Below are 22,669 nucleotides of genomic sequence, written 5' to 3'. Positions count from 1 at the left end.
ATACGTTCCGACACGTCCGTTTGTGCCGGAATGCTCGCCTATAACGTAGCCGCCGCGGCCCGGCGAATTTCCGTCGTCATGCCTGCGAACATCGAGGAGAGGTCGAGCCAGCCGTCAGGTCTGCGGCCCGTCACCTTTTCCGGCCAACCGCAGACGCCGTCCTGTTCGACATAGCCGACGCATTGCGGCGCGGTCTCATCGCGAAAATGCAGGACGGCCAGCTTTCCAGGCTCAAGGGCTTCGATCGGGTACCAGTTCACTCTCAAATTCCTCATTTATGAGGGATAATTTTTAGCCAATCCGCTTGCCCCAGGCTTACGGCTTTTACGTTTCGGCTTAGGGAGAGTGTCCGGAGGGCTCGGCAGGTTTCCATAAAAAGGCAGATCGCCGCCGACCATCTCGCGGACCGTTTCGGGTTCGCCTGCCGTCTGGCGGTGTGGCGTATTTGCCGCCTGAAAAAATCACGTGCCAACACGGCTTTGTGACGGGCAAGTACCTGACACGAATTGGCCATATTGCTATGGGACCGGCTGGATGCAACGGGCCGGCGAGAATTCGCGCTTTCACCACATTGCGATGACGACGAAGCCCCGTGCGGCTGCGCTAACTTTTTGCGCGTTCTTAACCATATCCCTGTAGGCGTCTTTGATGCTGCTCGGGACCAGATGGGTATTATTGATGTCGAAGAAGATCGGATCTGAAGCTCTTTCCCGCCGTGCCCTGCTTCGCACGGCCTTCTCTGCCGGTGCCGCTGCACTTGCAGCGCCTGCATTCGCCCAGACGGCGATGGACGATCTGATCAATTCGCCTCGCCGCGGCACCTGGGACGACCAGTTCGACGCCAAGGCCGCATCCAGAACCGCCGTCAACGTCGTCTCCAACAATCCGGTACTCGGCGCCGGCGGACCGGCGAACATCCAGCAGGCGATCATCGACTACCAGCAGATCGTCGCCAATGGCGGCTGGCCCGAAGTCAATCCCGGCCAGCAGCGCCTGCGCCTCGGCGTCGTCGATCCTTCCGTGCAGCAGCTGCGCCAGCGCCTGATGATTTCAGGCGACCTGCCGCGCGAGGCGGGCATGTCCTCTTCGTTCGACAGCTATGTCGACGGCGCGGTGAAGCGTTTCCAGGCCCGCCACGGCCTGCCCTCCGACGGGGTGATGGGCGAATTTACCGTCAAGGCGATGAACATATCGGCCGACGTACGCCTTCGCCAGCTGGGGACCAACCTGGTGCGCCTGCAGTCCATGTCCGGCGATCTCGGCTCCCGCTACGTGATGGTCAATATTCCGGCTGCCTATATCGAGGCGGTGGAGAACGACCGCGTGGCGCTGCGCACCAATGCCGTCGTCGGGCGTATCGACCGTCCGACGCACGCCATCAACTCGAAGATCTACGAGGTCATCCTCAACCCTTACTGGACTGCGCCGCGCTCGATCGTCGAGAAGGACATCGTGCCGCTGATGCGCAAGGATCCGACCTATCTCACCCGCAACAATATCCGCCTGATCGACGGTAAGGGTAACGAAGTGGCGCCGGAAACGGTCGACTGGTTTGCGCCGAAGGCGCCGAACCTGATGTTCCGGCAGGATCCGGGCAAGATCAACGCCATGGCCTCGACCAAGATCAACTTCCACAATCCGAACAACGAATACATGCACGACACGCCCCAGCAGGGCCTGTTCAATAAGCTTATGCGTTTCGAATCCTCGGGCTGCATGCGCGTTCAGAACGTCCGCGACCTGATCAGCTGGCTGCTGCGCGACACCACCGGCTGGTCGCGCCAGGAGATCGAACGGGTGATCTCGACCCGCCAGAACACCCCGATCAAGCTCACGGAAGAAGTTCCGGTCTACATCGTCTACATCACCGCCTGGTCTGCGAAGGACCGCGTCGTGCAGTTCCGCGACGACATCTACGAACGTGACGGCAACCAGGAACTGGCGCTGCAGACGACCACCGGCATCGAAAAGCCGGCTGGCGCTGCCGACGACGATCTGCTGCCGCAATAAGATCTGCTTCTTTTTCCATCCATGAGAAGCCGCATCCGCCAAGGGTGCGGCTTTTTCGTTTTCTAAGAGCATCTCCGCGTCTTCCGGCGAGCAAATGTCGTTCCCTGTATTGCTCTGCGCAAGGCGTAAGGCTAAGACGCGACATTGCAATGCCCACCCCTTTGAGGAGCCTCGCACATGTCGAACACCGACGTCTTCTTCTCCCGCCCGCTCGCAGAATCCGATCCGGAAATCTTTGGCGCGATCGAGAAGGAACTGGGTCGCCAGCGCCACGAAATCGAGCTGATCGCTTCGGAGAACATCGTTTCCCGCGCCGTGCTTGAGGCGCAGGGTTCGATCATGACCAACAAATATGCCGAGGGTTATCCGGGCAAGCGTTATTACGGCGGCTGCCAGTTCGTCGATATCGCCGAGGAACTCGCCATCGAGCGCGCCAAGAAGCTGTTCGGCGTCAATTTCGTCAACGTCCAGCCGAATTCCGGCTCTCAGATGAACCAGGCCGTGTTCCTGGCGCTGCTGCAGCCGGGCGACACGTTCATGGGTCTCGATCTGAATTCCGGGGGGCATCTCACCCACGGTTCGCCGGTCAACATGTCGGGCAAATGGTTCAACGTCGTGTCCTACGGTGTGCGCGAAGGCGACAACCTGCTCGACATGGACGAAGTGCAGAAGAAGGCCGAAGAGCACAAGCCGAAGCTGATCATCGCCGGCGGCACCGCCTATTCCCGCATCTGGGACTGGAAGCGTTTCCGCGAGATCGCCGATTCGGTCGGTGCCTACCTGATGGTCGACATGGCCCATATCGCCGGCCTGGTTGCCGGCGGCCAGCATCCGTCGCCGTTCCCGCACTGCCATGTAGCTACCACGACCACGCACAAGTCGCTGCGCGGCCCGCGCGGCGGCGTCATCATGACGAATGACGAGGACCTGGCCAAGAAGTTCAATTCGGCCGTCTTCCCGGGTCTCCAGGGCGGGCCGCTGATGCATATCATCGCCGCCAAGGCAGTTGCCTTCGGCGAGGCGCTGCAGCCGGACTTCAAGGACTATGCCGCCCAGATCGTCAAGAATGCCAAGGCGCTGTCCGAAACGCTTATGGCCGGCGGCCTCGACATCGTCTCCGGCGGTACCGACAACCATCTGATGCTGGTCGACCTGCGCAAGAAGAACGCCACCGGTAAGCGCGCCGAGGCGGCTCTCGGCCGCGGCTACATCACCACCAACAAGAACGGCATTCCCTTCGATCCGGAAAAGCCCTTCGTCACCTCCGGTATCCGCCTCGGGACCCCGGCCGGCACGACGCGCGGCTTCAAGGAAGCGGAATTCAGGGAGATCGGCAATCTCATCATCGAGGTCCTCGACGGCTTGAAGGTTGCCAATTCCGACGAAGGCAATGCGAGCGTCGAAGCCGGCGTGCGCGACAAGGTCGTGGCGCTCACCGGCCGCTTCCCCATGTACCCCTACATGTGATCCTACCGGGACCGCATCTCGCGGTCCCTCCTGCAAGGCTCAAGGAGAGGCGATGCGCTGCCCCTATTGCGGTTCGGAAGACACGCAGGTCAAGGATAGTCGTCCGGCGGAGGATTACACCTCCATCCGCCGGCGGCGTATCTGCCCGGATTGCGGCGGCCGCTTCACGACGTTCGAACGCGTGCAGCTTCGCGAGCTGATGGTCACCAAGAAGACCGGCCGCAAGGTGCCGTTCGATCGCAACAAGCTGGTACGGTCGTTCCAGATCGCGCTGCGCAAGCGCCCGGTCGACAACGACCGCATCGAGCGGGCGGTATCGGGCATCGTGCGCCGGCTCGAAAGCTCCGGCGAGAACGAGATTTCGTCGGAAGAGATCGGCCTGCAGGTGCTCGAGGCTCTGAAGAGCCTCGATGACGTCGCCTTCGTCCGTTACGCCTCCGTCTATCGCGACTTCTCCCATGCGGAAGATTTCGAAAAGGTGATCCAGGAGATCAACGCCAAGATCGCCCGCGATCCCGGCATCGAGCCGTAACATGACGAGCGCTGCCGAAGACCGGTGGTTCATGGCGTCGGCGCTGCGCCTCTCGCGCCTTCATACCGGCCAGACGGGCACCAATCCTTCGGTCGGCTGCGTGGTCGTCAAGGACGGCGAGGTGGTCGGCTCTGCCGTCACCGCACCGGGCGGCCGGCCGCATGCTGAAACCCAGGCGCTCGAGATCGCCGGGGAGAAGGCGAGGGGAGCGACCGTCTATGTCACGCTCGAACCCTGCTCGCATTATGGCCGCACGCCGCCTTGCGCCAACGCGCTCGTCGAGGCAGGCGTCGCCCGCGTCGTCATCTCGCTGACCGATCCAGATCCGCGCGTCTCCGGGCGGGGGATTGCGATCCTGCGCGATGCCGGGATTACCGTAGAGACCGGCCTGATGGAGGAAGAGGGGCGTCGAGCGCTCGCCGCCTACCTCACCCGCCAGACGAAGGGCCGGCCGCATGTGACTCTGAAGCTTGCCGTTTCCGCCGACGGCATGCTCGGTCGCCGAGGCGAGGAAGTGTCGATCACCGGACCCGAGGCTCGCGCTCAAGTGCACCGGCTGAGGGCCGAAGCCGACACGATCCTGGTCGGTATCGGTACGGTGCTGTCGGATGATCCGGAGCTGACGGTGCGCATTCCCGGACTGGAGAAACGCTCTCCGATCCGCATCGTGCTGGACCGGCGGCTGGAACTGCCGCTGACGTCCAAGCTGGTGCAGACTGCGCGGGATGTGCCGGTGATCGTGGTGGCTGCGCCTTCTTCCACCTTGGAGACTGGGGCGGGAGACAAGCGCGAGAAATTGATCGAGGCCGGCGTCGAGATCATGGACGGCACCGAAATCGATATCCTCCTGGCGATCCTGGCTGTTCGCGGCATGTCCTCGCTTCTGGTGGAAGGCGGCCCGACCATCGCAAAGGCCTTCCTCGACGCAAACCTTGTCGACCGCGTCCTCCTCTTCCAGGGCACCGGCATTGTCGGCGAGGGCGGGCTTGAATCGCCGCTGACGCCATCCAATATGCCGGCAGGATTTACGTTCGTGCGCGAGGAAAGCTTCGGGCCGGATCGCTGTTTCGAATACGAAAGAGGTTTCTGATGTTCACCGGAATTGTCACCGATGTCGGCACGGTCGCGGCAACGACGCCCATGGACGAAGGCGTCAAGCTCAGGATCGCCACCAATTACGACCCGAAAACCATCGATATGGGCGCCTCGATTTCCCATGGCGGCATCTGCCTGACGGTGACAAACCTGCCGGGCGAAGGCAGCAACGAACGCTGGTTCGAGGTCGAGGCCTGGGAAGAGGCGCTGCGGCTGACGACGATCGCCGCCTGGACCGAAGGCACGCGGGTCAATCTGGAGCGGGCGCTGAAGATCGGCGACGAACTCGGCGGCCATATCGTCTCCGGCCATGTGGATGGCACGGTGGAAATCCTTGGCATCGAGCATGAAGGCGAGGCGGTCCGCATCCGCCTTCGCGCACCCGAGGCGCTTGCCCGATTTGTGGCTCCGAAGGGCTCCGTCGCGCTGGACGGCACGTCGCTGACAGTCAACGCCGTCGAGGGCACCGATTTCGACGTACTGCTGATCCGCCACACGCTTGCCGTCACCACCTGGGGCGACCGCAAGGCGGGCGATTTCGTCAATTTCGAAGTCGACACGATGGCGCGTTACGCAGCGCGGCTCGCGGAATTCCCGGCGAAAAGCTGAGGCGCCCCGCCGATCAGTTTTCGCGCGCCAGCACCACGATCGGGCCATGATAATCGGCACGGGCGAATTCGCGGAAGCCGAGTTTGGATGCGACCCTGAGCGAGGCGGCATTTTCGGGGCTGATGATGCAGGTCATCCGGCGATCGGGGAAATGGACTTCGCCCCAGGAGATCATCGCGCCCACCGCCTCGGTCGCGTAACCGCGGCCATGGACGGAAGGGGTGAGTGCCCAGCCCGTCTCGAGCGTCCCCTCGATGGAGGGTTGAAATTCCCGGCGCATGTCCTGGAAACCGGCTTCCCCGAGAAAGTGTCCGGTTGCCTTATCTTCGATTGCCAGGAAGCCGAAACCCATAAGCTGCCACATGCCGTTGACGCGCAGCATGCGGCTCCAGCTGTTTTCGCGGGACGAGGGGATACCGGATATGTAGCGAACCACGTCCGGGTCGGCCCAGAATTCCGCATAGGTCTCGAACTCCTCCAGCCGGTGGGGGCGCAGGATCAGTCGCTCGGTTTCGAGGGTCGGGATGCTGGTCATGGCGGGCTCCAGGGTGCGAATGGCACTGATCTTTATCGCGCCTCGCTCAGGTATTCCCGATTCGCATCGCTGCGTTCAGTGAAAATTGCTTGCCATTCCCCTCAGAGCGTGTTTTGACCGCCACCTGCCCGAGACCCATATGACCATCGGCCCGCCTTGAAGGCGATATCGATCTCATGCTGGGCCGATTTGAACAAAGGTGAAACCCATGTCACGCGAAACCGCTCCACACCTCCTCGTCGTCGAGGCGCGTTTCTACGACGATATGTCCGATGCGCTGCTCGAAGGTGCGACCCATGCGCTGAAGGAGGCCGGGGCGACCTATGACGTGGTCACCGTTCCGGGTGCGCTCGAAATCCCGCCGGCAATCGCCATGGCGCTCGATGCGTCGGAAGAGGGCGGCACCGATTACGACGGCTTCGTCGCGCTCGGTATGGTCATTCGTGGCGAGACCTATCATTTTGATATCGTCTCGAATGAATCCTCCCGTGCCCTGATGGACCTCGCAGTGTCGGAATCGCTTGCGATCGGCAACGGCATCCTCACCTGCGAGAACGACGAACAGGCCTGGGCGCGTGCCCGCCGTTCGGACAAGGACAAGGGCGGTTTTGCCGCCCGTGCGGCGCTGACCATGATCGCGCTGCGTGACAAGCTGAACGGTGGTTGATTGATGGCCAAGGAAGGCGAACACCCGGTGAAGCCGGCCAACCAGCGCGGCGCTGCCCGCCTGGCGGCCGTGCAGGCGCTCTACCAGATGGATGTCGGCGGAACCGGCGTCCTGGAGGTCGTGGCCGAATATGAGGCTCATCGCCTCGGCCAGGAACTCGACGGCGACACCTACCTGAAGGCTGACGCCTCCTGGTTCCGCTCGATCGTTGCCGGCGTCGTGCGCGACCAGGTCAAGATCGACCCGCTGATCCGTTCCTCGCTGCAGGAAGACTGGCCGCTGTCGCGTCTCGACTCGACACTGCGCGCCATCCTGCGCGCGGGCACGTTCGAAATCCTCGAGCGCAAGGACGTGCCGGTCGCCGTCATCGTCACCGAATATGTCGAGATCGCTCACGCCTTCTTCGGAGAGGAAGAGCCGCGCATCGTCAACGCCGTCCTCGATCGCATTGCCAAGCAGGTGCGCGGCGAAGCCAAGAAATAAAACGCAAACGGCAAGATAGGGTGGGGGCAGCATGGACGGCGCGGTGGACGGTCTTCAGACACAGATGAAAACCGTCCGGCGCAGTGTCGCGCTGCTGGCCGGCGCCCAGGCGGTCCTCGGTTCGGCGCCGCCTCTGGTTTTCGCGCTCGGCGGCCTCGTCGGCTACCAGTTGCTCGGCGACGACAAATCGCTGGCGACCGCCCCGCTGACCGGATTCAATATCGGCATGGCGGCGGGCGCCGTCGCCGTTGCCATCGCCTCCCGGTTCCTCGGCCGCAAGGCGAGTTTCATGCTGGGTGCAGTCCTCGGGGCGCTGGGTGCGGCCATTGCTGCGATCGCGCTCTTCCATTCCAATTTCTGGCTTTTTGCAGTCGGCCTGGTTCTGATCGGCCTCTGCAACGGCTTCAGCCAGAAAATCCGGTTTGCCGCCGCCGATGCGTCGCCCTCGTTCTACAAGCCGAAGGCGATCTCCTGGATCCTTGCGGCCGGCATCGTTTCGGCGGTCCTCGGGCCGCAGCTTGCGATCTGGACCAAGGACCTGCTGTCGCCGGTGCTGTTCGCCGGCGCCTTCGTGGCCGTCATTCCGCTCTATTTGATCGCGCTGGTAATGTTGGCGCCGCTGAACCTGCCACAAATGAGCGGTGGGCCTGCGGCTTCGGTGCCGGCACGCCCGCTCGGCGAGATCGTTGTCACCCAGCGGTTCCTGACCGGCATGATCTGCGGCATCTCCTCCTATGCGCTGATGACCTTCATGATGACCGGCGCGCCGCTCGCCATGGTGATCGGCTGCGGTTTCCCGTCGGAAATGGCCACGCTCGGCATCCAGTGGCACGTGCTCGCCATGTTCGCGCCGAGCTTTTTCACCGGCATGCTGATTTCCCGCTTCGGCGTGGAGAAGATCGTCGCTGCAGGGCTCGTGATCCTGATGGGCTGCGCCGTGATCGCCCATATGGGCATCGAGCTCTGGAACTTCTGGGGCGCGCTGGTGCTGCTCGGCATCGGCTGGAACTTCGCCTTCATCGGCTCGACCGCCATCGTCGCCTCCAGCTATCGCCCGCATGAAGCCGACAAGGTACAGGGTTTTCACGACATCATCCTGTTCACCACGGTGGCGCTGTCCTCCTTCTCCTCGGGCAAGGTGTTCACTGCCTACGGTTGGTCCTTCATGAACCTGATCATCTGGCCGGTGACGATCGTCTGCCTCGGTTTGGTGCTGGCGCTGATGTTCAAGCGCTCTTCCGCGAAATCCGCTTAGAGTCTTGTCCCTTCGGGGCTTGACGCCAATTCATCTCCACCGCAATCTCCCGTCCGCGTAGGCGATCCCGGATTCCTGGGGAGGGGAGCGGTCGTCTGCGCGGGAATGCGCACTATGGAGTATTGCGGCGGTCTTGCTCATCTCGTGGATGTGCACCGCCGCAGGGGTGCACGGCCGGAGGGTATGGACCATCCGGCGCGCTAAGGGAGAGGAAAAGCGAATGACCGTAATTCTGGGTGTGATCGTGTGCGGGTTGCTATCGATCATTTATGCCGTCTGGGCGACGCGTTCCGTGCTGGCTGCCGATCAAGGCAGTATCCGCATGCAGGAGATCGCCGGATATATCCGTGAAGGCGCACAGGCCTATCTGGCGCGCCAATACATGACCATTGCGATCGTCGGCGTCGTCGTGACCATCCTGGCCTGGGTGCTGCTGTCCGGAACCGCTGCGATCGGCTTCGTCATCGGTGCCGTGCTTTCGGGTGCAGCCGGGTTCATCGGCATGCACGTCTCGGTCCGCGCCAACGTACGCACAGCCCAGGCTTCTTCCCAAAGCCTTGCGGCCGGTCTCGACATCGCTTTCAAATCCGGCGCCATCACCGGCATGCTGGTGGCAGGCCTCGCTCTCCTCGGCGTCTCGATTTATTACTGGGTCCTGACTTCCGGTCTCGGCCATCCGAGCGGCTCGCGTGAAGTCATCGACGCGCTCGTGTCGCTCGGCTTCGGCGCGTCGCTGATCTCGATCTTCGCCCGTCTCGGCGGGGGCATCTTCACCAAGGGCGCTGACGTCGGCGGCGACCTCGTCGGCAAGGTGGAGGCCGGCATTCCGGAAGACGATCCGCGCAACCCGGCGACGATCGCCGACAACGTCGGCGATAACGTCGGCGACTGCGCCGGCATGGCAGCCGATCTCTTCGAAACCTATGCGGTCTCCGTCGTCGCCACCATGGTGCTTGCGGCGATCTTCTTCGCCGGCGCACCGATCCTCGCAACCGTCATGGTCTACCCGCTGGCGATCTGCGGCGCCTGCATCATCACCTCGATCATCGGCACCTTCTTCGTCAAGCTCGGCTCCAACGGCTCGATCATGGGCGCTCTCTACAAGGGCCTGATCGTCACCGGTCTTCTGTCGATCGTCGGTCTCGCCGTCGCCACGTCGGTCACCATCGGCTGGGGAACGATCGGCACAGTCGCCGGCAAGCCGATCACCGGCGCAAATCTCTTCATTTGCGGCCTTCTCGGCCTCGTGGTGACGGCGCTGATCGTCGTCATTACCGAATATTACACCGGCACCAACAAGCGCCCGGTGAACTCGATCGCCCAGGCCTCGGTGACCGGCCACGGCACCAACGTCATCCAGGGCCTCGCAGTCTCGCTCGAATCGACCGCGCTTCCGGCGATCGTCATCGTTGGCGGCATCATCGCCACCTACCAGTTCGCCGGCCTGTTCGGCACCGGCATCGCGGTCACCACCATGCTCGGCCTGGCCGGCATGATCGTGGCACTCGATGCCTTCGGTCCGGTCACCGACAATGCCGGGGGTATCGCCGAAATGGCGCACCTGCCGCCGGAAGTGCGCAAGTCGACCGATGCGCTCGACGCGGTCGGCAACACCACCAAGGCGGTCACCAAGGGCTATGCGATCGGTTCTGCCGGTCTCGGCGCACTGGTGCTCTTCGCTGCCTATTCCAACGATCTCAAATATTTCGTCGCCAACAGTGCCCAGTATCCGTATTTCAACGGCGTCGGCGAAATAGATTTCGACCTCTCCAACCCTTACGTCGTCGCCGGCCTCATATTCGGTGGCCTCATTCCCTACCTGTTCGGCGGCATCGCGATGACCGCCGTCGGCCGCGCCGCGGGCTCGATCGTCGAGGAAGTGCGCAGGCAGTTCCGCGAAAAGCCGGGCATCATGGAGGGGACCGAAAAGCCTGATTATGGCCGCGCCGTCGACATCCTGACCCGGGCTGCGATCCGCGAGATGATCGTTCCGTCGCTGCTGCCGGTTCTCGCCCCCATCGTCGTCTATTTCGGCGTCCTTCTGATCTCCGGCGGCGACAAGGCCTCGGCCTTCGCAGCCCTCGGCGCATCGCTGCTCGGCGTCATTGTCAACGGCCTCTTCGTGGCGATCTCCATGACCTCGGGCGGCGGCGCCTGGGACAATGCCAAGAAGAGCTTCGAGGACGGTTTCGTCGACAAGGACGGCACCCGTCACATGAAGGGATCCGAGGCTCACAAGGCTTCGGTCACCGGCGACACCGTCGGCGACCCCTACAAGGATACGGCAGGCCCTGCCGTCAATCCGGCGATCAAGATCACCAATATCGTGGCGCTTCTGCTGCTGGCGGTTCTGGCCGGCTGATATCTGGCCCGAGCGTGAAATAAAAAAGCCCGCGGGGAGCGATCCCCGCGGGCTTTTTGTTTCGTTCGAGGTCATTACCTGCCGAAGTTCGACAGGATGCTGCGGGCTGCTGCCCCACCGGCACCGGAACCGCCGGAAAGCAGCTGCTGCAGGAAGGTGAGGTCGCGGCCGCCGGTCGGCGTCGTGCGCGAAATCGTGTCGAACACCTTGCCGTCCTGCATCGTATAGTTGGCGCGGCGTGCGACAACGCCGTCCTTGTCGAAATAGATGGCGAGCACCGTCTGATCGACGATCTTCGGCTTCATGAAAGCCGCAGCGCGCGTGCGCTTCTGAGAGATGTAATAGAACACCTCGGTATCGAAGGTCGCCGTCGTCGAGGGCGTGCCCATCGTCAGCAACACCTGCTCGCGGCTCGACCCGACCGGAATAAGCTCCAGCGACTTCTGGTCGACCACGTAGCCGTTATACATGGTGTCGCCGATCTGCATGGACGTGCAACCCGAGACAGCGATGGATGCGACGACCATTGCCATCGCGGTTTTACTCAAGAATGTCATCTCGTATCCGAAAACCCGCTTGTTCAACGGCATCCCCCAAACTCAACCTGCCCCTGCTGACCCTACCATTGTGGCTATTCAGGGACATAAGATCGATCCCGACCTGGATGTTAGGGCCGCGAAGATCCCGCCCCGTTCGCTGATCCGGCGGAACGGCATTGCAATTCGTGCATGCTTCGGTAAACCAGCTTTCGCTTCCATGCAACATGGCCGGTGGCAGGCCAGGGCGTTCCTGGAGGCAAATAACGGGAATTCAGATGATCTTCGGCCTTTTCAAGAAGAAAAACCAGAACCAGGCGATCGTTAACCGCCAGTATTCGACCTTGACGTCGCTGGGGCGCGTTCCGTTCTTCTACAGCGATCTGGATGTGCCGGACACGGTCATGGGCCGTTTCGAGATGCTTTCGATCGTGATGATCCTGTTCTTCAGGCGGACGGCGAAATCCGATTCGAGCGGTCAGGAACTGGCTCAGGAGATCGTCGACGCGTTCTTTCAGGATATCGACCATTCGATCCGCGAACTCGGCATAGGCGACCAGAGCGTGCCGAAACGCATGAAGAAGCTGGCCGGGATGTTCTATGGCCGGGTGGAGACCTACGCTGCCGCTCTCGAAGGTAAAGACGGCGAGGCGCTTGCCGCAGCCCTTAGCCGGAATATCTATCCCACGACGGAGGACGCGCCCGGAATGCGAGGGCTTGCGGACTGGATGATCGTTGCGGAGACGGCGCTCGCCGGCATTTCAGAAGATGAGATTTCGCGCGGCCACGCGGTTCTGCCCCTGCCGGGCCCGCTGCCGCGAGAAGAGTGAGGTTTGATGAAGAACGATAGTGGCGCAGGCGAAAAGCCGCCCTTTTCCTATCCCGTCAAGGTCGGGAATATTTCCGCCAATGCGGTGACCGTGAAGCTCGAAGCGGATGCGCGCGAGCTGGAGGGTCTCGCAAAGCTGTGGCAGGTCGTTTCGGTCGGTTCGTTGAAGGCCGAACTGCAGATCGCCCGCTGGAAGAAGGATGGCGTGCGGCTCAAGGGGCGCGTCCAGGCCGATATCGTCCAGTCCTCGGTCGTCACGCTCGAGCCGGTGGCATCGAAGATAGACGAGCCGTTCGAGCAGATCTTCGTGCCGGAAGGGTCGAAGCTGGCGCGGGTCGTCACCAGCGATACCGCAGAAATGGTGATCGATCCCGATGGTCCCGATCTTCCCGAAATGTTTGTCGGCGACACGATCGATGTCGGCGAAGTGGTGGCCGAATTCGCAGCGCTGGCGATCGATCCCTATCCCCGCGAACCCGGCGCCCAGTTTGCCGATCACCTGGAAGGCGATCCAGAGGAAAAGTCCGGGCGCCCCAATCCCTTTGCCGTCCTCAAGGACTGGAAAAAGGATTGAGGACGGGTTGTAAGCGACAGCAAAAACTATATTTTGGCCACGAATTCGCCGGCACGGCCCCGCATGAGGAGCGAAGGGCCGTTGGAGACGTAAGGACTGGCGTATGGTCCCCCACAGGGGTATGCGTTCGGCGAAGATAAGGATCAGGGACGAGTGATCAGAATTTCTATCGATGCCATGGGCGGCGATTTTGGTCCCGAGGTCGTCATTGCTGGTGCTGCCAAGGCACTGGAACGCCACCCGGATGTGACCTTCCTCATCTATGGCCTGAAGGCCCAGTGCGACCCGGTTTTGGCGAAATATCCAAAGCTGCGGGATAAATCCGTCTTCCACGAATGCGAACTCGCCGTCAGCATGGAGGAGAAGCCGAGTGCAGCGCTGCGCCGCGGCCGTTATGTCTCCACCATGTGGCGTTCGATCGAGGCCGTAAAACTCGGCGAGGCAGAGGTCGTGGTTTCCGCCGGCAATACCGGTGCCCTGATGGCGATGGCGAAGTTCTGTCTGCGCACCATGGCCAATATCGAACGCCCGGCGATCGCCGGCATCTGGCCGACCCTCAAGGGCGAGAGCATCGTCCTCGATATCGGCGCGACGATCGGTGCCGACGCTCAGCAGCTTTTCGATTTCGCGATCATGGGCGGTGCTATGGCACGCTCGCTTTTCGAAGTAGATAGGCCGACCGTCGGGCTTCTGAACGTCGGCGTCGAAGAGGTGAAGGGCCAGGAAGAGGTCAAGGAGGCTGGGCGGCTGATCCGCGAGGCCAACCTGCCGACGATCGCCTATCATGGTTTTGTCGAAGGCGACGATATCGGCAAGGGCACCGTCGATGTGGTGGTGACCGAAGGTTTTACCGGCAATATCGCCTTGAAGGCGGCAGAGGGCACGGCCCGGCAGATTGCCACGCTTCTGCGCGAATCGATGTCGCGCACGCTGCTGGCCAGGATCGGCTACCTTCTCGCCAAGCCCGCCTTCGACAGGCTGCGCGAGAAGATGGACCCGAACAAGGTCAATGGCGGCGTGTTCCTGGGCTTGAACGGCATCGTCATCAAGAGCCATGGCAGCGCCAATGCCGACGGTTTTGCTGCCGCGATCGATGTCGGTTATGACATGGCACGCAACGATCTCAACGCGAAGATCCGGCAGGATCTCGCAATTTACCATGCGCGTCGCCTGCCGCCGGCTGGCCCCGAAGCGGCATGATGACAGGATGTGAGTTAAGAATGATCCGTTCAGTGGTTCGCGGTTACGGGGCAGCGCTCCCGAAGCGAGTAGTGACCAATCGCGAGTTGGAAGACATCGTCGAGACCTCCGACGAATGGATCGTGCAGCGCACGGGCATTCGTCAGCGCTATCTGGCCGGCGAGGGCGAGACGACCGCTTCTCTCGGCGAGCAGGCGGCGCGTGCGGCGCTCGAAAACGCCGGGTTGACGCCGGACGATATCGATCTCGTGCTGGTCGCGACGTCGACACCCGACAACACGTTTCCGGCGACCGCCGTCAATATCCAGAACCGGCTGGGGATGACCCATGGCTACGCCTTCGACCTGCAGGCGGTCTGCACCGGCTTCGTCTATGCGATGGCGACCGCCGACCTGCACATTCGCGGCGGCATGGCGAAGCGTGTCCTGGTCATCGGCGCCGAGACCTTTTCCCGCATCCTCGACTGGAAGGACCGCACCACCTGCGTGCTTTTCGGTGACGGCGCCGGCGCCTTGGTGCTCGAGGCCGCGGAAGGCGAGGGGACGATCGCCGATCGCGGCGTGCTGACCGCGCATCTGCGTTCCGACGGTTCCCACAAGGACAAGCTCTACGTCGATGGCGGCCCGTCCAGCACGGGCACGGTCGGACATCTGCGCATGGAGGGCCGCGAGGTCTTCAAGCATGCGGTCGGCATGATCACCGACGTCATCGACAGCGCGTTCGCGGCGACGGGCACGACGGCCGACGATCTCGACTGGCTGGTGCCGCACCAGGCCAATCGCCGCATCATCGACGGGTCGGCGAAGAAACTCGGCATTCCTCTGGAAAAGGTCGTCGTGACGGTCGATCTGCATGGTAATACCTCGGCCGCATCGATTCCTTTGGCACTTTCGGTTGCCGCCTCCGACGGGCGCATCAAGAAGGGTGATCTGGTGATGCTCGAAGCCATGGGCGGCGGTTTTACGTGGGGCGCATTGCTGGTCCGCTGGTAGGGCGGCAATGATCGGCCGAAACGTAAATAAGCGATTGAGCACAGGCGCTTGACCCTCGCGCTCAAGCAAAATACTCTCTATCGGCTTTGATAAGATCAATTTCGAAAATTGGGCGGGGATCATGGCCGGCAAGACAGTAACACGCGCGGATCTGGCGGAATCGGTTTTCCGCAAGGTCGGACTTTCGCGGACGGAATCGGCCGAGCTCGTCGAGACGGTCATCGATGAAATTTGCAATGCGATCGTCAGGGGCGAGGTGGTCAAGCTTTCCTCCTTCGCGACCTTCCAGGTGCGTTCCAAGAACGAGCGCATCGGCCGCAATCCGAAGACCGGCGAGGAAGTGCCGATCTCTCCGCGTCGAGTGATGACGTTCAAGGCCTCCAACGTATTGAAGAGCCGTATCCTCAAGGCGCACACGGCGCGCAAGGCGAAACTGAAGCCGGCAAGCCCGGTAGCCTGAAGTCCGCAGCCTTTCCGCAATCCTGTGAACATGCTTGAATCTCTCGGCTTAAACCGTTGAGATATGTCCGATTCGGCGCATAATTCGCCCATGTATCGGAGGCTATGAGTCTGCCCTTGGGGCATGGGCAGCCTGCCGTTTGGAGTATGAACTTTGGAGAAGAGCCCGGACGCCTTTCGTACGATCAGCGAGGTCGCCGACGACCTCGATCTGCCGCAGCATGTGCTGCGCTTCTGGGAAACGCGTTTTCCGCAGATCCGGCCGATGAAGCGCGGCGGCGGGCGGCGTTATTATCGGCCCGAAGACGTCGATCTCCTGAAGGGCATCCGCCACCTGCTCTACGATCACGGTTACACGATAAAGGGCGTGCAGAAGCTTCTGAAGACGAACGGCAACAAGTTCGTCTCTGCGATTGCGTCGGGCGACCTCGCCACGATGGAAGCGATCATGGCGGCAAACAGCGAAAAGCAGGCCGAGCCGAAGATCAGCACGGCCGAAGAGGATCAGATCGTCGGCCGCCCTAAGGTGAAGCCGAGCGGCCGCTTTTTCGGATTCGGCGCCTCCCACGAGGACGACATGGAAGTGTCGATCGGCAAGTCCAGCATCGGCAAGGAAGACCGCGCTCTGCTGCAGGAAGCGCTCTTCGACCTCCTGGAGTGCAAGCGCCTCTTGGATCAGGTTCGCTAACTCAACACACGGCAACGTTAAGCAAAATTTACCATTCACCTCTGGTTCAGGAGAAATGGAGGATCATTTCTTCATAAGGAAAATCAGAGGAGGTGAATTATGAAGAAGAAGCTCGCCGTCGCCGTTTTATCCCTGATTACGGCTTTTAGCGGCGTCGCTCCCGCTCAGGCGTTTCCGTCGATCGCCGCTCCCGGGATCGAAACATCCCGGGATGTCCAGCCGGTGCAATACTACTGGCGCGATCGTGATCGCTGGGAAGGACGTCGCTATTATCGCGACCGTTATTATGGCGACCGTTACTATCGCCGCCATCGCCGAGGCCCGGATGCCGGGGCGATCATCGGAGGGCTTGCCCTTGGCGCGATCATCGGCGGGGCGCTGGCCCAGCCGCGCTACACACCGAGATATGCACCGAGATACGCACCGCGTTACTACGCGCCCCGGCGTTATGTCGGCGGCAATTCGCATGTGAACTGGTGCTATGCCCGCTACCGGTCCTACAGGGCCTATGACAACACGTTCCAGCCCTATTACGGCCCGCGCCAGCAGTGCTATTCGCCCTACTGATCCGTAGTGGAACCCGATGAAACCTCAAGCCCGCCCTGCCAATCCGGTGGGGCGGGTAAGCTGCGTGGGGACGTCCCGGTTCTCGGAAAAGGTTTTTGATCTGACTGAGATTTCAAGGGGATTTAATTGGTCGGGGCGGCCGGATTTGAACCGACGACCCCTTGACCCCCAGTCAAGTGCGCTACCGGGCTGCGCTACGCCCCGACCTGCTCAATGAGCATGTTTTCCCTAGTCGCTCCGCTATCGCGGCGCAAGCTCAAAATCCCTCGATCGGAAGAAAAAGAGGATGGTGGGCATAAGAATGCGCTGGTGAATATAAAAGCCGCCCCCGAATTCGGGCGCGGCTTTCGGTGTCTATGGGGCGACCAGCCTCGGCGTCAGGTCAGATTTCCGGACAGCCGCGGCGGTTTGCGAAGGTGATGCGATCCGGTCCGTTGCGCGTGAAGCCTTGGACGGTGACGCTGCGGCTCGTCACCCGGACGACCCGGGCGTCGCGAAAGCCTTCGTCGCGGGCCGCGGCACGCGCTTCACCGGGGCTGCAGCCGCGACGGTCGTAATCGCGGTCCCGGTCGCGGATCACGGGGCGCACGCCGTCTGGTCCGACGCGCAGTTGGATATCCTGCGCGGAAGCGGGAACGGAGAAGGCGCCGATGGCGCCCAGCGAAAGGGCAACTGCAAGCCCGGCGTTCGAAATCAGTCTGATCATGTTATCCTCCTTCTTGCGCGGCGGCTTAGCCGCCTAAGCGCCAATTGGTTCACGGGAGACCAACTAGAAGAGGATGATAAAGGTTCCGGCGAAGGGGAGTTTGAGTCTAAACCAACGTTGAACATGCTCGACTTCGGCATGGAAGCCGGGCAAAGATTGAACGGGATATCTGGAAACCCCTAGCGGAAACGCGGCGCGCGGCTCGCATTCATCAGCAGTTCCTGCTGGGATGCAAACGGCCCGAGAAGCTTCAGCAGTCTGGTTTCTTCTCCACGGTCGAGACGATAACGCTTGGCGAATTCGGCAACGCTCCAGACTTTCTTCAAGCCTTTACTATCGACTTCGTCGAGATTCATATGCGTGGTCATAAGTATCCCCTTTTCTTGCTTATTGAAACAAATTCACATGGTAAATTTTGTTCCAGACAACTCTGGGCTTCTATCGTTAACAATGTATCCTCTAACGAACCCTCACTTCTCTTGGACTTTTATACCATTCTGGCCGATGCTGAGCTCGACGCCTTTCGGCTTGGTTTCTTCGCGATAGGCATAGAAGCCGAGGCCGATAACGACCACGAGCAATGCGCCGATGATGAAATAGAGATTGTTGGTGCGTGTCATGCGTGACCCCCTGCGAAATTTCGAGCGGCGGGAAAACGCATGGGAACTCAAAGGGTTCCCGCGTCGCGGCAATATCAGTCGTCGTTCGTGGCGTTGAGGTTCTGGGGGCGGATTCCCTCGTCCTGGAACGCCTGGCGCAGCCGGAGACCCGGCCCGGCGCCGGCATCGTCCTGTCCGGCACCGAGGAACAGCACGCCCTTCGACTCGAAGATCGACCGCAGCCGGTCGGTGACATCGGTGTTTGCGAAGACCTGAGAGGCTTCGGCCTCTTCGATGGCCAATTTGGAAATCCCGGATGCGGCGGCGAGTTCTTCCACCGTCATTCCTGTCATCGCGCGTGCAGCGCGGAGTTGAGAAACCGTCAGCATGATAGGAAATCTGGAGCGCCAGGCCTTAAAGTCAAGCGTTCCTGGCGGCCGGCGAGGGGGATCGTCGCTGTGACCGGATGAAGCGGTGTTCCAGCGCCATGCAGCCCCAGACGATGCCGAGCAGGAGGTAGAAATGCCGCCAGTGGTCGGTGTCGATGACGTTCCCGATGATCGCATGGCCCAGTATCATCACCCAGGCGACCATCAGATAGGCCTGCCACGGGCGTTCGCGCAGCATGTAGCGGAAGCCGAACCACAGCGTCGACCAGATCATGATCTGATAGGTGATCGCGCCGAGCCAGCCATAGGTGGTGAGCGTTTTCAGCCAGATATTGTGTTCGTCCTCGCCGAAGATCTTGCCGAAGGCCATCGGGCCGAGACCGAGCGGGCGCTCCATAGCCATCAGGAAGCCGATCTTGTGGCGCTCGAAGCGGCCGAGGCGAGCGCCGTCATAGTCCTGCACCAGCTTGGCGCGGTTCGTGAACAGGTCGGAGACCTGCGGGAACTGCAGCGCGATCGCCAGGGCGAGGACGAGGAAGATCGCGGCTCCGCCGGCAATCGCCAGGATCTTGAACCGGAAGGCGGTCGTGCGCTCCTTGAGGAGCATGACGATGACAAGCGCGATGCCGGCGAACACCAGGAGGCCCCAGGCGGCGCGCGAGAAGGAGAGGAAGATGCCGAGCGCCAGGATGAGGATGCCGCCGATCAGCAGCGGCGCCTTCATCAGCGGTCCGGTGAGCAACCGGTAGAGAAGGTAGAGGAGGGGGGCGACGAGATAGGGGCCGAAGACGTTCGGATCCTGGAAGGCGCCCATGGCGCGATTGTAGCGGGTAAAGACATGCGAGCCCGGAAAGGCGTTGAAATAGCCGAGAATGCCAAGCAGCGAGGTGATGATCGCCGCCGCCACCCAGGCCTTGAAAATCAGGTTCAGGCGCCGGTGGTCGTTCTCGATGATCGCCGCATAAAAGACCGAGCTCAGCGCCAGGAAGGTGGAGACGGCGAAATACATCGGCGCCTCGCTCATGTCCTTCATGACGAACATGGAGAAGAGGCCGCTCATGTTGAACGTCAGCAGCAGCACGAGAAGCGGCGCGACGGTGCGCGATATCTTCAGGCCGAGCAGGAACCAGATGCCGATCTGGATCACCATGATCAGTTCGTAAGGGGCAGGCTCGGAAATGACGAAGCCGGACAGGAAGACGCCAAAGGCGATCAGGCCGGAACCGGCCAGCTTCACCGCGGCAAGGCGGCCGTCGAAACCCGCCGGGTGGCCGCCTGCGCGGCTATAGTCGAGCGTACTCAATAGGCGTTGTCCGTGTTGAGCAGCCGGATCGGCGTCAGGAACAGGATCTTCAGGTCGAAAAGCAGCGACCAGTTCTCGATATAGTCGAGGTCGTATGCCGTGCGGGCACGGATCTTCTCATCGCTGTCGAGTTCGCCGCGCAGGCCATTGATCTGCGCCCAGCCGGTGACGCCCGGCTTGACGCGGTGGCGGGCGAAATAGCTCTCGACCACGTCGACATATTTGCGCGTTCCCGTCTGGGCGAGCACCGCATGTGGGCGGGGGCCGACGAGCGAAAGCTGGCCGCGCAGCACGTTGAACAGCTGCGGCAGTTCGTCGATCGAGGATTTGCGCAGGAAGCGGCCGACCGGCGTGACGCGCGGGTCGCCCTTGGTCACGGCCTTGACCGCCGTCTGGTCGCTGAGATCGGTGTACATCGAACGGAACTTCAGGACGTCGATGATCTCGTTGTTGAAGCCGTGGCGCTTCTGGCGAAACAGGATCGGCCCCTTCGATGTCGCCTTCACGGCGATTGCCGCGCCCAGCATGATCGGCCAGGTGAGGAGGAGGCCGACCACCGAAAAGACGATGTCGAAGACGCGCTTGGCGACCGAATCCCAGTCGCGGATCGGCTTGTCGAAAATGTCGAACATCGGCACCGCGCCCACATGCGAATAGGAGCGCGGGCGGAAACGCAGGCGATTGGCGTGGGCGGCAAGGCGGATATCGACGGGCAGCACCCAGAGCTTGCGCAGCAGCTGCAGGATGCGGGCCTCGGCACTGGCCGGTAGCGCGATGATCAGCATGTCGATGCGGGCGAGGCGGGCGAATTCGATGAGTTCGGCGAAGGTCCCGAGCTTCGGGTAGCCGGCGACGACGGTCGGCGAGCGTTCGCTGTTGCGGTCGTCGAATATGCCGCAAATGCGGATGTCGTTGTCGGGCTGCTGTTCGAGCTGGCGGACGAGCTGCTTGGCCGGCTCACCGCCGCCGACGATGATGGCGCGGCGTTCCATCACGCCATTGCGTCCCCAGTGACGGATGGCGAAGGCCGTAAGCTGCCGTTCGAGGAACAGGAAAGAGGCGCCGGTGACGAACCAGGCGAACAGGCCGGCGAGCGGATAGGGTTTGGGTTCGACGAGGTAGAGGGTCGATGCTGTCAGCAGGAAACCGATCGTCCAGCCGACGAAGACACGCTTGGCGGTGCGCGAGGCGCCGCGCAGCGACGGGATCTGATAGGTGTCGGCCACCTGCAGAAGCAGGACGGTGAGTGTCGAGCCCCAGGCGACGAGCGCGAAACGGGCGAGAAAGCCGGTAAGATCGAGCGGCGCGAAAAGCGCCCCGACAGCAAGCCCGATCGCGAGCATGGCCAGGAGCTCGAACAGCCGGAACAGGCCGATCAGCATCGTCGGCGAATAGCTGTCGTTGCGGAACTGCTCGGCGATCTGGCGGGCAAACGGATTGAGCACCGTGGCGTTCGCCGGATCGTGCTTTTCGTCGGCTGCGCGGAGTTCCGAAACCTTCTTGCGAAGGCTTTGGACATCGAACTGTTCGGACTTGTTCGGCTGGTTCATGGACCGATCCCTTTGGTCTTCCGGGCCCGGCGGCGTTGGAAGCCCCGGCGACACTGGAAGCAATGGGAAACGCTTACCAAAAAGAGGTGAAGGAAGCCTTTAGCCGCGCCCCGGACCCGGCTTCGAACGTGTCAGGTCCTGATACAGGCCGAGCATCTCGCGGGCCATGACCGAGGCGGAAAACACCGCCTTGAAGTCTTCCGGCTTCGGCATCACCGCATCCTGCCAGCCAGGCGTCGTGACCGCTTGCGTCATGACGCGGGCGAGATCTCCGGCATCGCCGGGAATGGCAAGGGCTGCACTGGTGTCGCCGAGCACTTCGGGAATGCCGCCGACCCGTGAGGCGATCACGGGCTTGCCGGCCGCCAAGGCCTCGAGCACGATATAGGGCATCGCTTCGGCGCGGGAGGGGACGACGACGATCTTCGCCATGGCGAACGCGTCGCGCGCCGGCATGGCCTGCCGCATCTGGATGCGGCGTCCGAGCCCGCGCTCGGCCATCATCGCCTCGTAGCGGTCGCGATCAGGGCCATCGCCGACCATCAGGGCCGAAAGCGGATGACCGACCGCCCTTTCGGTGCGGGCGAAGGCGTCGATGAAGACGTCCGGTCCCTTGAGGTCGCGCAGCATGCCGATATAGAGAAAATGCGGTGCCGCCGGGTCGGTGTTGATCGGCTCGAACTCGGCGTCCTTGATGCCATTGTAGATCACCCGCGACACCTTGCGCGGCTTGCCGACCTTGGCCTCGTAGGTGCGGCGCTCGTAGTCACAGACGAAGACGAGCGCGTCGCCGAAATGCTCCTGGAAGCGTTCCAGCCGCAACACGGCCTGGCCGGAAAGGCTAGACCGGCTGAAATGCAGGCTGCCGCCATGCGGCGAATAGAGGCGGGCTACGCGATACCTGTTGACCCGCAGGGCTGAGCCGATCAGCCGGGCAATGGCGCCACCCTTGGCGCCGTGCCCGTGCAGGATGTCCGGCTGCAAACTCTTGATATGTTTGTAACTCCTGTAGATGGCGGCGAAATCGGAAGGAGCGATTGCGCGGCGCATCGGAATGCGCGTGAGACCGAGCGAAAGCAGCGACCTGACGCTGTCGAACAGGCGGTCCTCATGCGCTCCGCCGGTCGAACTGTCGCACAGGATGCCGACTTCGTGGCCGGCGGCCCGATGCTCCTCGACGAGGTCGCGCACATGGCGGAAAATCCCGCCGACGGGCGACCTGAAGCAGTGGAGTATCCGCAAGGGAGGGCTCTGCGCCATGG

27 protein-coding genes and 1 tRNA gene are annotated in these 22,669 nt (G+C 62.1%); 17 read left to right on the top strand and 11 right to left on the bottom strand.

What is annotated here, in order from left to right; all coding sequences use genetic code 11:
* Positions 1-38: 38 nt before the first annotated feature.
* Positions 39-260 (bottom strand): hypothetical protein, encoded by a 222-nt coding sequence (locus GQ59_RS09895; protein ID WP_037080667.1) that lies wholly within the window; start codon positions 258-260, stop codon positions 39-41.
* 418 nt (positions 261-678) lie between these two features.
* Here GQ59_RS09895 and GQ59_RS09890 point away from each other — a divergent pair, with 418 nt between their 5' ends.
* The 5 genes from GQ59_RS09890 (at position 679) to GQ59_RS09870 (ending at position 5,713) form a co-directional block, all read left to right on the top strand.
* Entirely contained in the window at positions 679-2,010 is a 1,332-nt protein-coding gene (locus GQ59_RS09890) for a L,D-transpeptidase family protein (RefSeq protein ID WP_037080665.1), read from the top strand.
* Between the two features lie 177 nt (positions 2,011-2,187).
* Positions 2,188-3,477 (top strand): serine hydroxymethyltransferase, encoded by a 1,290-nt coding sequence (gene glyA, locus GQ59_RS09885; protein WP_037080664.1) that lies wholly within the window; start codon positions 2,188-2,190, stop codon positions 3,475-3,477.
* A 52-nt stretch (positions 3,478-3,529) separates the two neighbouring features.
* Entirely contained in the window at positions 3,530-4,009 is a 480-nt protein-coding gene (gene nrdR, locus GQ59_RS09880; protein WP_007771094.1) for a transcriptional regulator NrdR, read from the top strand.
* A 1-nt stretch (position 4,010) separates the two neighbouring features.
* Complete coding sequence (gene ribD, locus GQ59_RS09875; protein WP_037080662.1) at positions 4,011-5,099, top strand: bifunctional diaminohydroxyphosphoribosylaminopyrimidine deaminase/5-amino-6-(5-phosphoribosylamino)uracil reductase RibD; 1,089 nt, start codon at positions 4,011-4,013, stop codon at positions 5,097-5,099.
* Complete coding sequence (locus tag GQ59_RS09870; RefSeq protein ID WP_037080661.1) at positions 5,099-5,713, top strand: riboflavin synthase; 615 nt, start codon at positions 5,099-5,101, stop codon at positions 5,711-5,713. Before ribD ends, GQ59_RS09870 begins: the two co-directional genes overlap by 1 nt.
* A gap of 13 nt (positions 5,714-5,726) precedes the next feature.
* Here GQ59_RS09870 and GQ59_RS09865 read toward each other — a convergent pair whose 3' ends face one another.
* The gene (locus GQ59_RS09865; RefSeq protein ID WP_037080660.1) at positions 5,727-6,248 is read right to left on the bottom strand and encodes a GNAT family N-acetyltransferase; all 522 of its coding nucleotides are present in this window, start codon (positions 6,246-6,248) and stop codon (positions 5,727-5,729) included.
* Positions 6,249-6,456: 208 nt separating this feature from the next.
* Here GQ59_RS09865 and ribH point away from each other — a divergent pair, with 208 nt between their 5' ends.
* The 4 genes from ribH to GQ59_RS09845 all read left to right on the top strand — a co-directional run bounded on the left by ribH (position 6,457) and on the right by GQ59_RS09845 (position 11,015).
* On the top strand, positions 6,457-6,915 hold the full coding sequence (ribH, locus tag GQ59_RS09860; RefSeq protein WP_037080658.1) for a 6,7-dimethyl-8-ribityllumazine synthase: 459 nt from the start codon (positions 6,457-6,459) through the stop codon (positions 6,913-6,915).
* A 3-nt stretch (positions 6,916-6,918) separates the two neighbouring features.
* A complete protein-coding gene (nusB, locus tag GQ59_RS09855; RefSeq protein WP_037080657.1) occupies positions 6,919-7,398 on the top strand; it encodes a transcription antitermination factor NusB in 480 nt (159 codons plus the stop codon).
* A gap of 31 nt (positions 7,399-7,429) precedes the next feature.
* Complete coding sequence (locus tag GQ59_RS09850) at positions 7,430-8,653, top strand: MFS transporter (protein ID WP_037080656.1); 1,224 nt, start codon at positions 7,430-7,432, stop codon at positions 8,651-8,653.
* Between the two features lie 220 nt (positions 8,654-8,873).
* The gene (locus GQ59_RS09845; RefSeq protein ID WP_037080655.1) at positions 8,874-11,015 is read left to right on the top strand and encodes a sodium-translocating pyrophosphatase; all 2,142 of its coding nucleotides are present in this window, start codon (positions 8,874-8,876) and stop codon (positions 11,013-11,015) included.
* Positions 11,016-11,089: 74 nt separating this feature from the next.
* Here the strand turns inward: GQ59_RS09845 and GQ59_RS09840 are convergent, their stop codons facing one another.
* Positions 11,090-11,605: an outer membrane protein assembly factor BamE gene (locus GQ59_RS09840; protein ID WP_037080654.1), complete on the bottom strand. Its 516-nt coding sequence runs from the start codon at positions 11,603-11,605 to the stop codon at positions 11,090-11,092.
* On the opposite strand from GQ59_RS09840, the gene GQ59_RS32520 reads away from it, so the two are divergent.
* From GQ59_RS32520 to GQ59_RS09805, 8 genes are all read left to right on the top strand, one after another.
* Positions 11,526-11,879 carry a hypothetical protein gene (locus GQ59_RS32520; protein WP_162183292.1) on the top strand — a complete coding sequence of 118 codons (354 nt, stop codon included), beginning with the start codon at positions 11,526-11,528 and terminating at the stop codon, positions 11,877-11,879. The two genes, GQ59_RS09840 and GQ59_RS32520, sit on opposite strands and share 80 nt — an antisense overlap.
* The gene (locus GQ59_RS09835; protein ID WP_037080652.1) at positions 11,830-12,381 is read left to right on the top strand and encodes a ubiquinol-cytochrome C chaperone family protein; all 552 of its coding nucleotides are present in this window, start codon (positions 11,830-11,832) and stop codon (positions 12,379-12,381) included. The genes GQ59_RS32520 and GQ59_RS09835 overlap by 50 nt, the downstream gene beginning before the upstream one ends.
* A gap of 6 nt (positions 12,382-12,387) precedes the next feature.
* Entirely contained in the window at positions 12,388-12,954 is a 567-nt protein-coding gene (locus GQ59_RS09830) for a YceD family protein (protein WP_037080650.1), read from the top strand.
* A 153-nt stretch (positions 12,955-13,107) separates the two neighbouring features.
* On the top strand, positions 13,108-14,154 hold the full coding sequence (gene plsX / locus GQ59_RS09825; protein WP_037080649.1) for a phosphate acyltransferase PlsX: 1,047 nt from the start codon (positions 13,108-13,110) through the stop codon (positions 14,152-14,154).
* Positions 14,155-14,174: 20 nt separating this feature from the next.
* On the top strand, positions 14,175-15,146 hold the full coding sequence (locus tag GQ59_RS09820; RefSeq protein WP_037080647.1) for a beta-ketoacyl-ACP synthase III: 972 nt from the start codon (positions 14,175-14,177) through the stop codon (positions 15,144-15,146).
* 121 nt (positions 15,147-15,267) lie between these two features.
* The gene (locus GQ59_RS09815; RefSeq protein ID WP_007770264.1) at positions 15,268-15,606 is read left to right on the top strand and encodes an integration host factor subunit alpha; all 339 of its coding nucleotides are present in this window, start codon (positions 15,268-15,270) and stop codon (positions 15,604-15,606) included.
* A gap of 153 nt (positions 15,607-15,759) precedes the next feature.
* On the top strand, positions 15,760-16,293 hold the full coding sequence (locus tag GQ59_RS09810; RefSeq protein WP_037080644.1) for a MerR family transcriptional regulator: 534 nt from the start codon (positions 15,760-15,762) through the stop codon (positions 16,291-16,293).
* Between the two features lie 99 nt (positions 16,294-16,392).
* Positions 16,393-16,860 carry a BA14K family protein gene (locus GQ59_RS09805; protein ID WP_152564289.1) on the top strand — a complete coding sequence of 156 codons (468 nt, stop codon included), beginning with the start codon at positions 16,393-16,395 and terminating at the stop codon, positions 16,858-16,860.
* 127 nt (positions 16,861-16,987) lie between these two features.
* On the opposite strand, the gene GQ59_RS09800 is transcribed toward GQ59_RS09805, so the two are convergent.
* The 8 genes from GQ59_RS09800 to GQ59_RS09765 all read right to left on the bottom strand — a co-directional run bounded on the left by GQ59_RS09800 (position 16,988) and on the right by GQ59_RS09765 (position 22,667).
* Positions 16,988-17,064 (bottom strand) — tRNA-Pro (locus GQ59_RS09800).
* A gap of 178 nt (positions 17,065-17,242) precedes the next feature.
* Entirely contained in the window at positions 17,243-17,566 is a 324-nt protein-coding gene (locus GQ59_RS09795) for a hypothetical protein (protein ID WP_037080640.1), read from the bottom strand.
* A gap of 179 nt (positions 17,567-17,745) precedes the next feature.
* On the bottom strand, positions 17,746-17,934 hold the full coding sequence (locus GQ59_RS09790) for a hypothetical protein (RefSeq protein ID WP_037080639.1): 189 nt from the start codon (positions 17,932-17,934) through the stop codon (positions 17,746-17,748).
* A gap of 102 nt (positions 17,935-18,036) precedes the next feature.
* Positions 18,037-18,186 (bottom strand): hypothetical protein, encoded by a 150-nt coding sequence (locus GQ59_RS32675; protein ID WP_037080637.1) that lies wholly within the window; start codon positions 18,184-18,186, stop codon positions 18,037-18,039.
* A 74-nt stretch (positions 18,187-18,260) separates the two neighbouring features.
* Positions 18,261-18,509: a hypothetical protein gene (locus tag GQ59_RS09780; protein ID WP_051903890.1), complete on the bottom strand. Its 249-nt coding sequence runs from the start codon at positions 18,507-18,509 to the stop codon at positions 18,261-18,263.
* Positions 18,510-18,585: 76 nt separating this feature from the next.
* Positions 18,586-19,857: an O-antigen ligase family protein gene (locus GQ59_RS09775; protein ID WP_037080633.1), complete on the bottom strand. Its 1,272-nt coding sequence runs from the start codon at positions 19,855-19,857 to the stop codon at positions 18,586-18,588.
* Positions 19,854-21,407, bottom strand: coding sequence for an undecaprenyl-phosphate glucose phosphotransferase (locus GQ59_RS09770; RefSeq protein ID WP_037080631.1), 1,554 nt, complete (start codon positions 21,405-21,407; stop codon positions 19,854-19,856). Before GQ59_RS09770 ends, GQ59_RS09775 begins: the two co-directional genes overlap by 4 nt.
* Before the next feature lie 99 nt (positions 21,408-21,506).
* Positions 21,507-22,667 (bottom strand): glycosyltransferase family 4 protein, encoded by a 1,161-nt coding sequence (locus tag GQ59_RS09765; RefSeq protein WP_037080630.1) that lies wholly within the window; start codon positions 22,665-22,667, stop codon positions 21,507-21,509.
* Positions 22,668-22,669 lie beyond the last annotated feature (2 nt).

The sequence above is a fragment of the Neorhizobium vignae genome (assembly GCF_000732195.1).
GTDB classification, from domain to species: domain Bacteria; phylum Pseudomonadota; class Alphaproteobacteria; order Rhizobiales; family Rhizobiaceae; genus Neorhizobium; species Neorhizobium vignae.
Note: the sequence above shows the minus strand (reverse complement) of the source record. Positions and strands in the feature narration are given on the sequence as shown.

Bases quoted from the DNA above. Each gene is read 5' to 3' on its own strand.
- GQ59_RS09890 (WP_037080665.1), top strand. From the start codon at position 679: ATGTCGAAGAAGATCGGATCTGAAGCTCTTTCCCGCCGTGCCCTGCTT.
- ribD (WP_037080662.1), top strand. From the start codon at position 4,011: ATGACGAGCGCTGCCGAAGACCGGTGGTTCATGGCGTCGGCGCTGCGC.
- GQ59_RS09870 (WP_037080661.1), top strand. From the start codon at position 5,099: ATGTTCACCGGAATTGTCACCGATGTCGGCACGGTCGCGGCAACGACG.
- GQ59_RS09840 (WP_037080654.1), bottom strand. From the start codon at position 11,605: ATGCCGTTGAACAAGCGGGTTTTCGGATACGAGATGACATTCTTGAGT.
- glyA (WP_037080664.1), top strand. From the start codon at position 2,188: ATGTCGAACACCGACGTCTTCTTCTCCCGCCCGCTCGCAGAATCCGAT.
- GQ59_RS09780 (WP_051903890.1), bottom strand. From the start codon at position 18,509: ATGACGGTGGAAGAACTCGCCGCCGCATCCGGGATTTCCAAATTGGCC.
- GQ59_RS32520 (WP_162183292.1), top strand. From the start codon at position 11,526: ATGGATGCGACGACCATTGCCATCGCGGTTTTACTCAAGAATGTCATC.
- GQ59_RS09790 (WP_037080639.1), bottom strand. From the start codon at position 17,934: ATGACCACGCATATGAATCTCGACGAAGTCGATAGTAAAGGCTTGAAG.
- GQ59_RS09830 (WP_037080650.1), top strand. From the start codon at position 12,388: ATGAAGAACGATAGTGGCGCAGGCGAAAAGCCGCCCTTTTCCTATCCC.
- GQ59_RS32675 (WP_037080637.1), bottom strand. From the start codon at position 18,186: ATGACACGCACCAACAATCTCTATTTCATCATCGGCGCATTGCTCGTG.
- nusB (WP_037080657.1), top strand. From the start codon at position 6,919: ATGGCCAAGGAAGGCGAACACCCGGTGAAGCCGGCCAACCAGCGCGGC.
- GQ59_RS09795 (WP_037080640.1), bottom strand. From the start codon at position 17,566: ATGATCAGACTGATTTCGAACGCCGGGCTTGCAGTTGCCCTTTCGCTG.
- GQ59_RS09845 (WP_037080655.1), top strand. From the start codon at position 8,874: ATGACCGTAATTCTGGGTGTGATCGTGTGCGGGTTGCTATCGATCATT.
- GQ59_RS09815 (WP_007770264.1), top strand. From the start codon at position 15,268: ATGGCCGGCAAGACAGTAACACGCGCGGATCTGGCGGAATCGGTTTTC.
- nrdR (WP_007771094.1), top strand. From the start codon at position 3,530: ATGCGCTGCCCCTATTGCGGTTCGGAAGACACGCAGGTCAAGGATAGT.
- GQ59_RS09805 (WP_152564289.1), top strand. From the start codon at position 16,393: ATGAAGAAGAAGCTCGCCGTCGCCGTTTTATCCCTGATTACGGCTTTT.
- ribH (WP_037080658.1), top strand. From the start codon at position 6,457: ATGTCACGCGAAACCGCTCCACACCTCCTCGTCGTCGAGGCGCGTTTC.
- GQ59_RS09850 (WP_037080656.1), top strand. From the start codon at position 7,430: ATGGACGGCGCGGTGGACGGTCTTCAGACACAGATGAAAACCGTCCGG.
- GQ59_RS09835 (WP_037080652.1), top strand. From the start codon at position 11,830: ATGATCTTCGGCCTTTTCAAGAAGAAAAACCAGAACCAGGCGATCGTT.
- GQ59_RS09865 (WP_037080660.1), bottom strand. From the start codon at position 6,248: ATGACCAGCATCCCGACCCTCGAAACCGAGCGACTGATCCTGCGCCCC.
- GQ59_RS09765 (WP_037080630.1), bottom strand. From the start codon at position 22,667: ATGGCGCAGAGCCCTCCCTTGCGGATACTCCACTGCTTCAGGTCGCCC.
- GQ59_RS09770 (WP_037080631.1), bottom strand. From the start codon at position 21,407: ATGAACCAGCCGAACAAGTCCGAACAGTTCGATGTCCAAAGCCTTCGC.
- GQ59_RS09820 (WP_037080647.1), top strand. From the start codon at position 14,175: ATGATCCGTTCAGTGGTTCGCGGTTACGGGGCAGCGCTCCCGAAGCGA.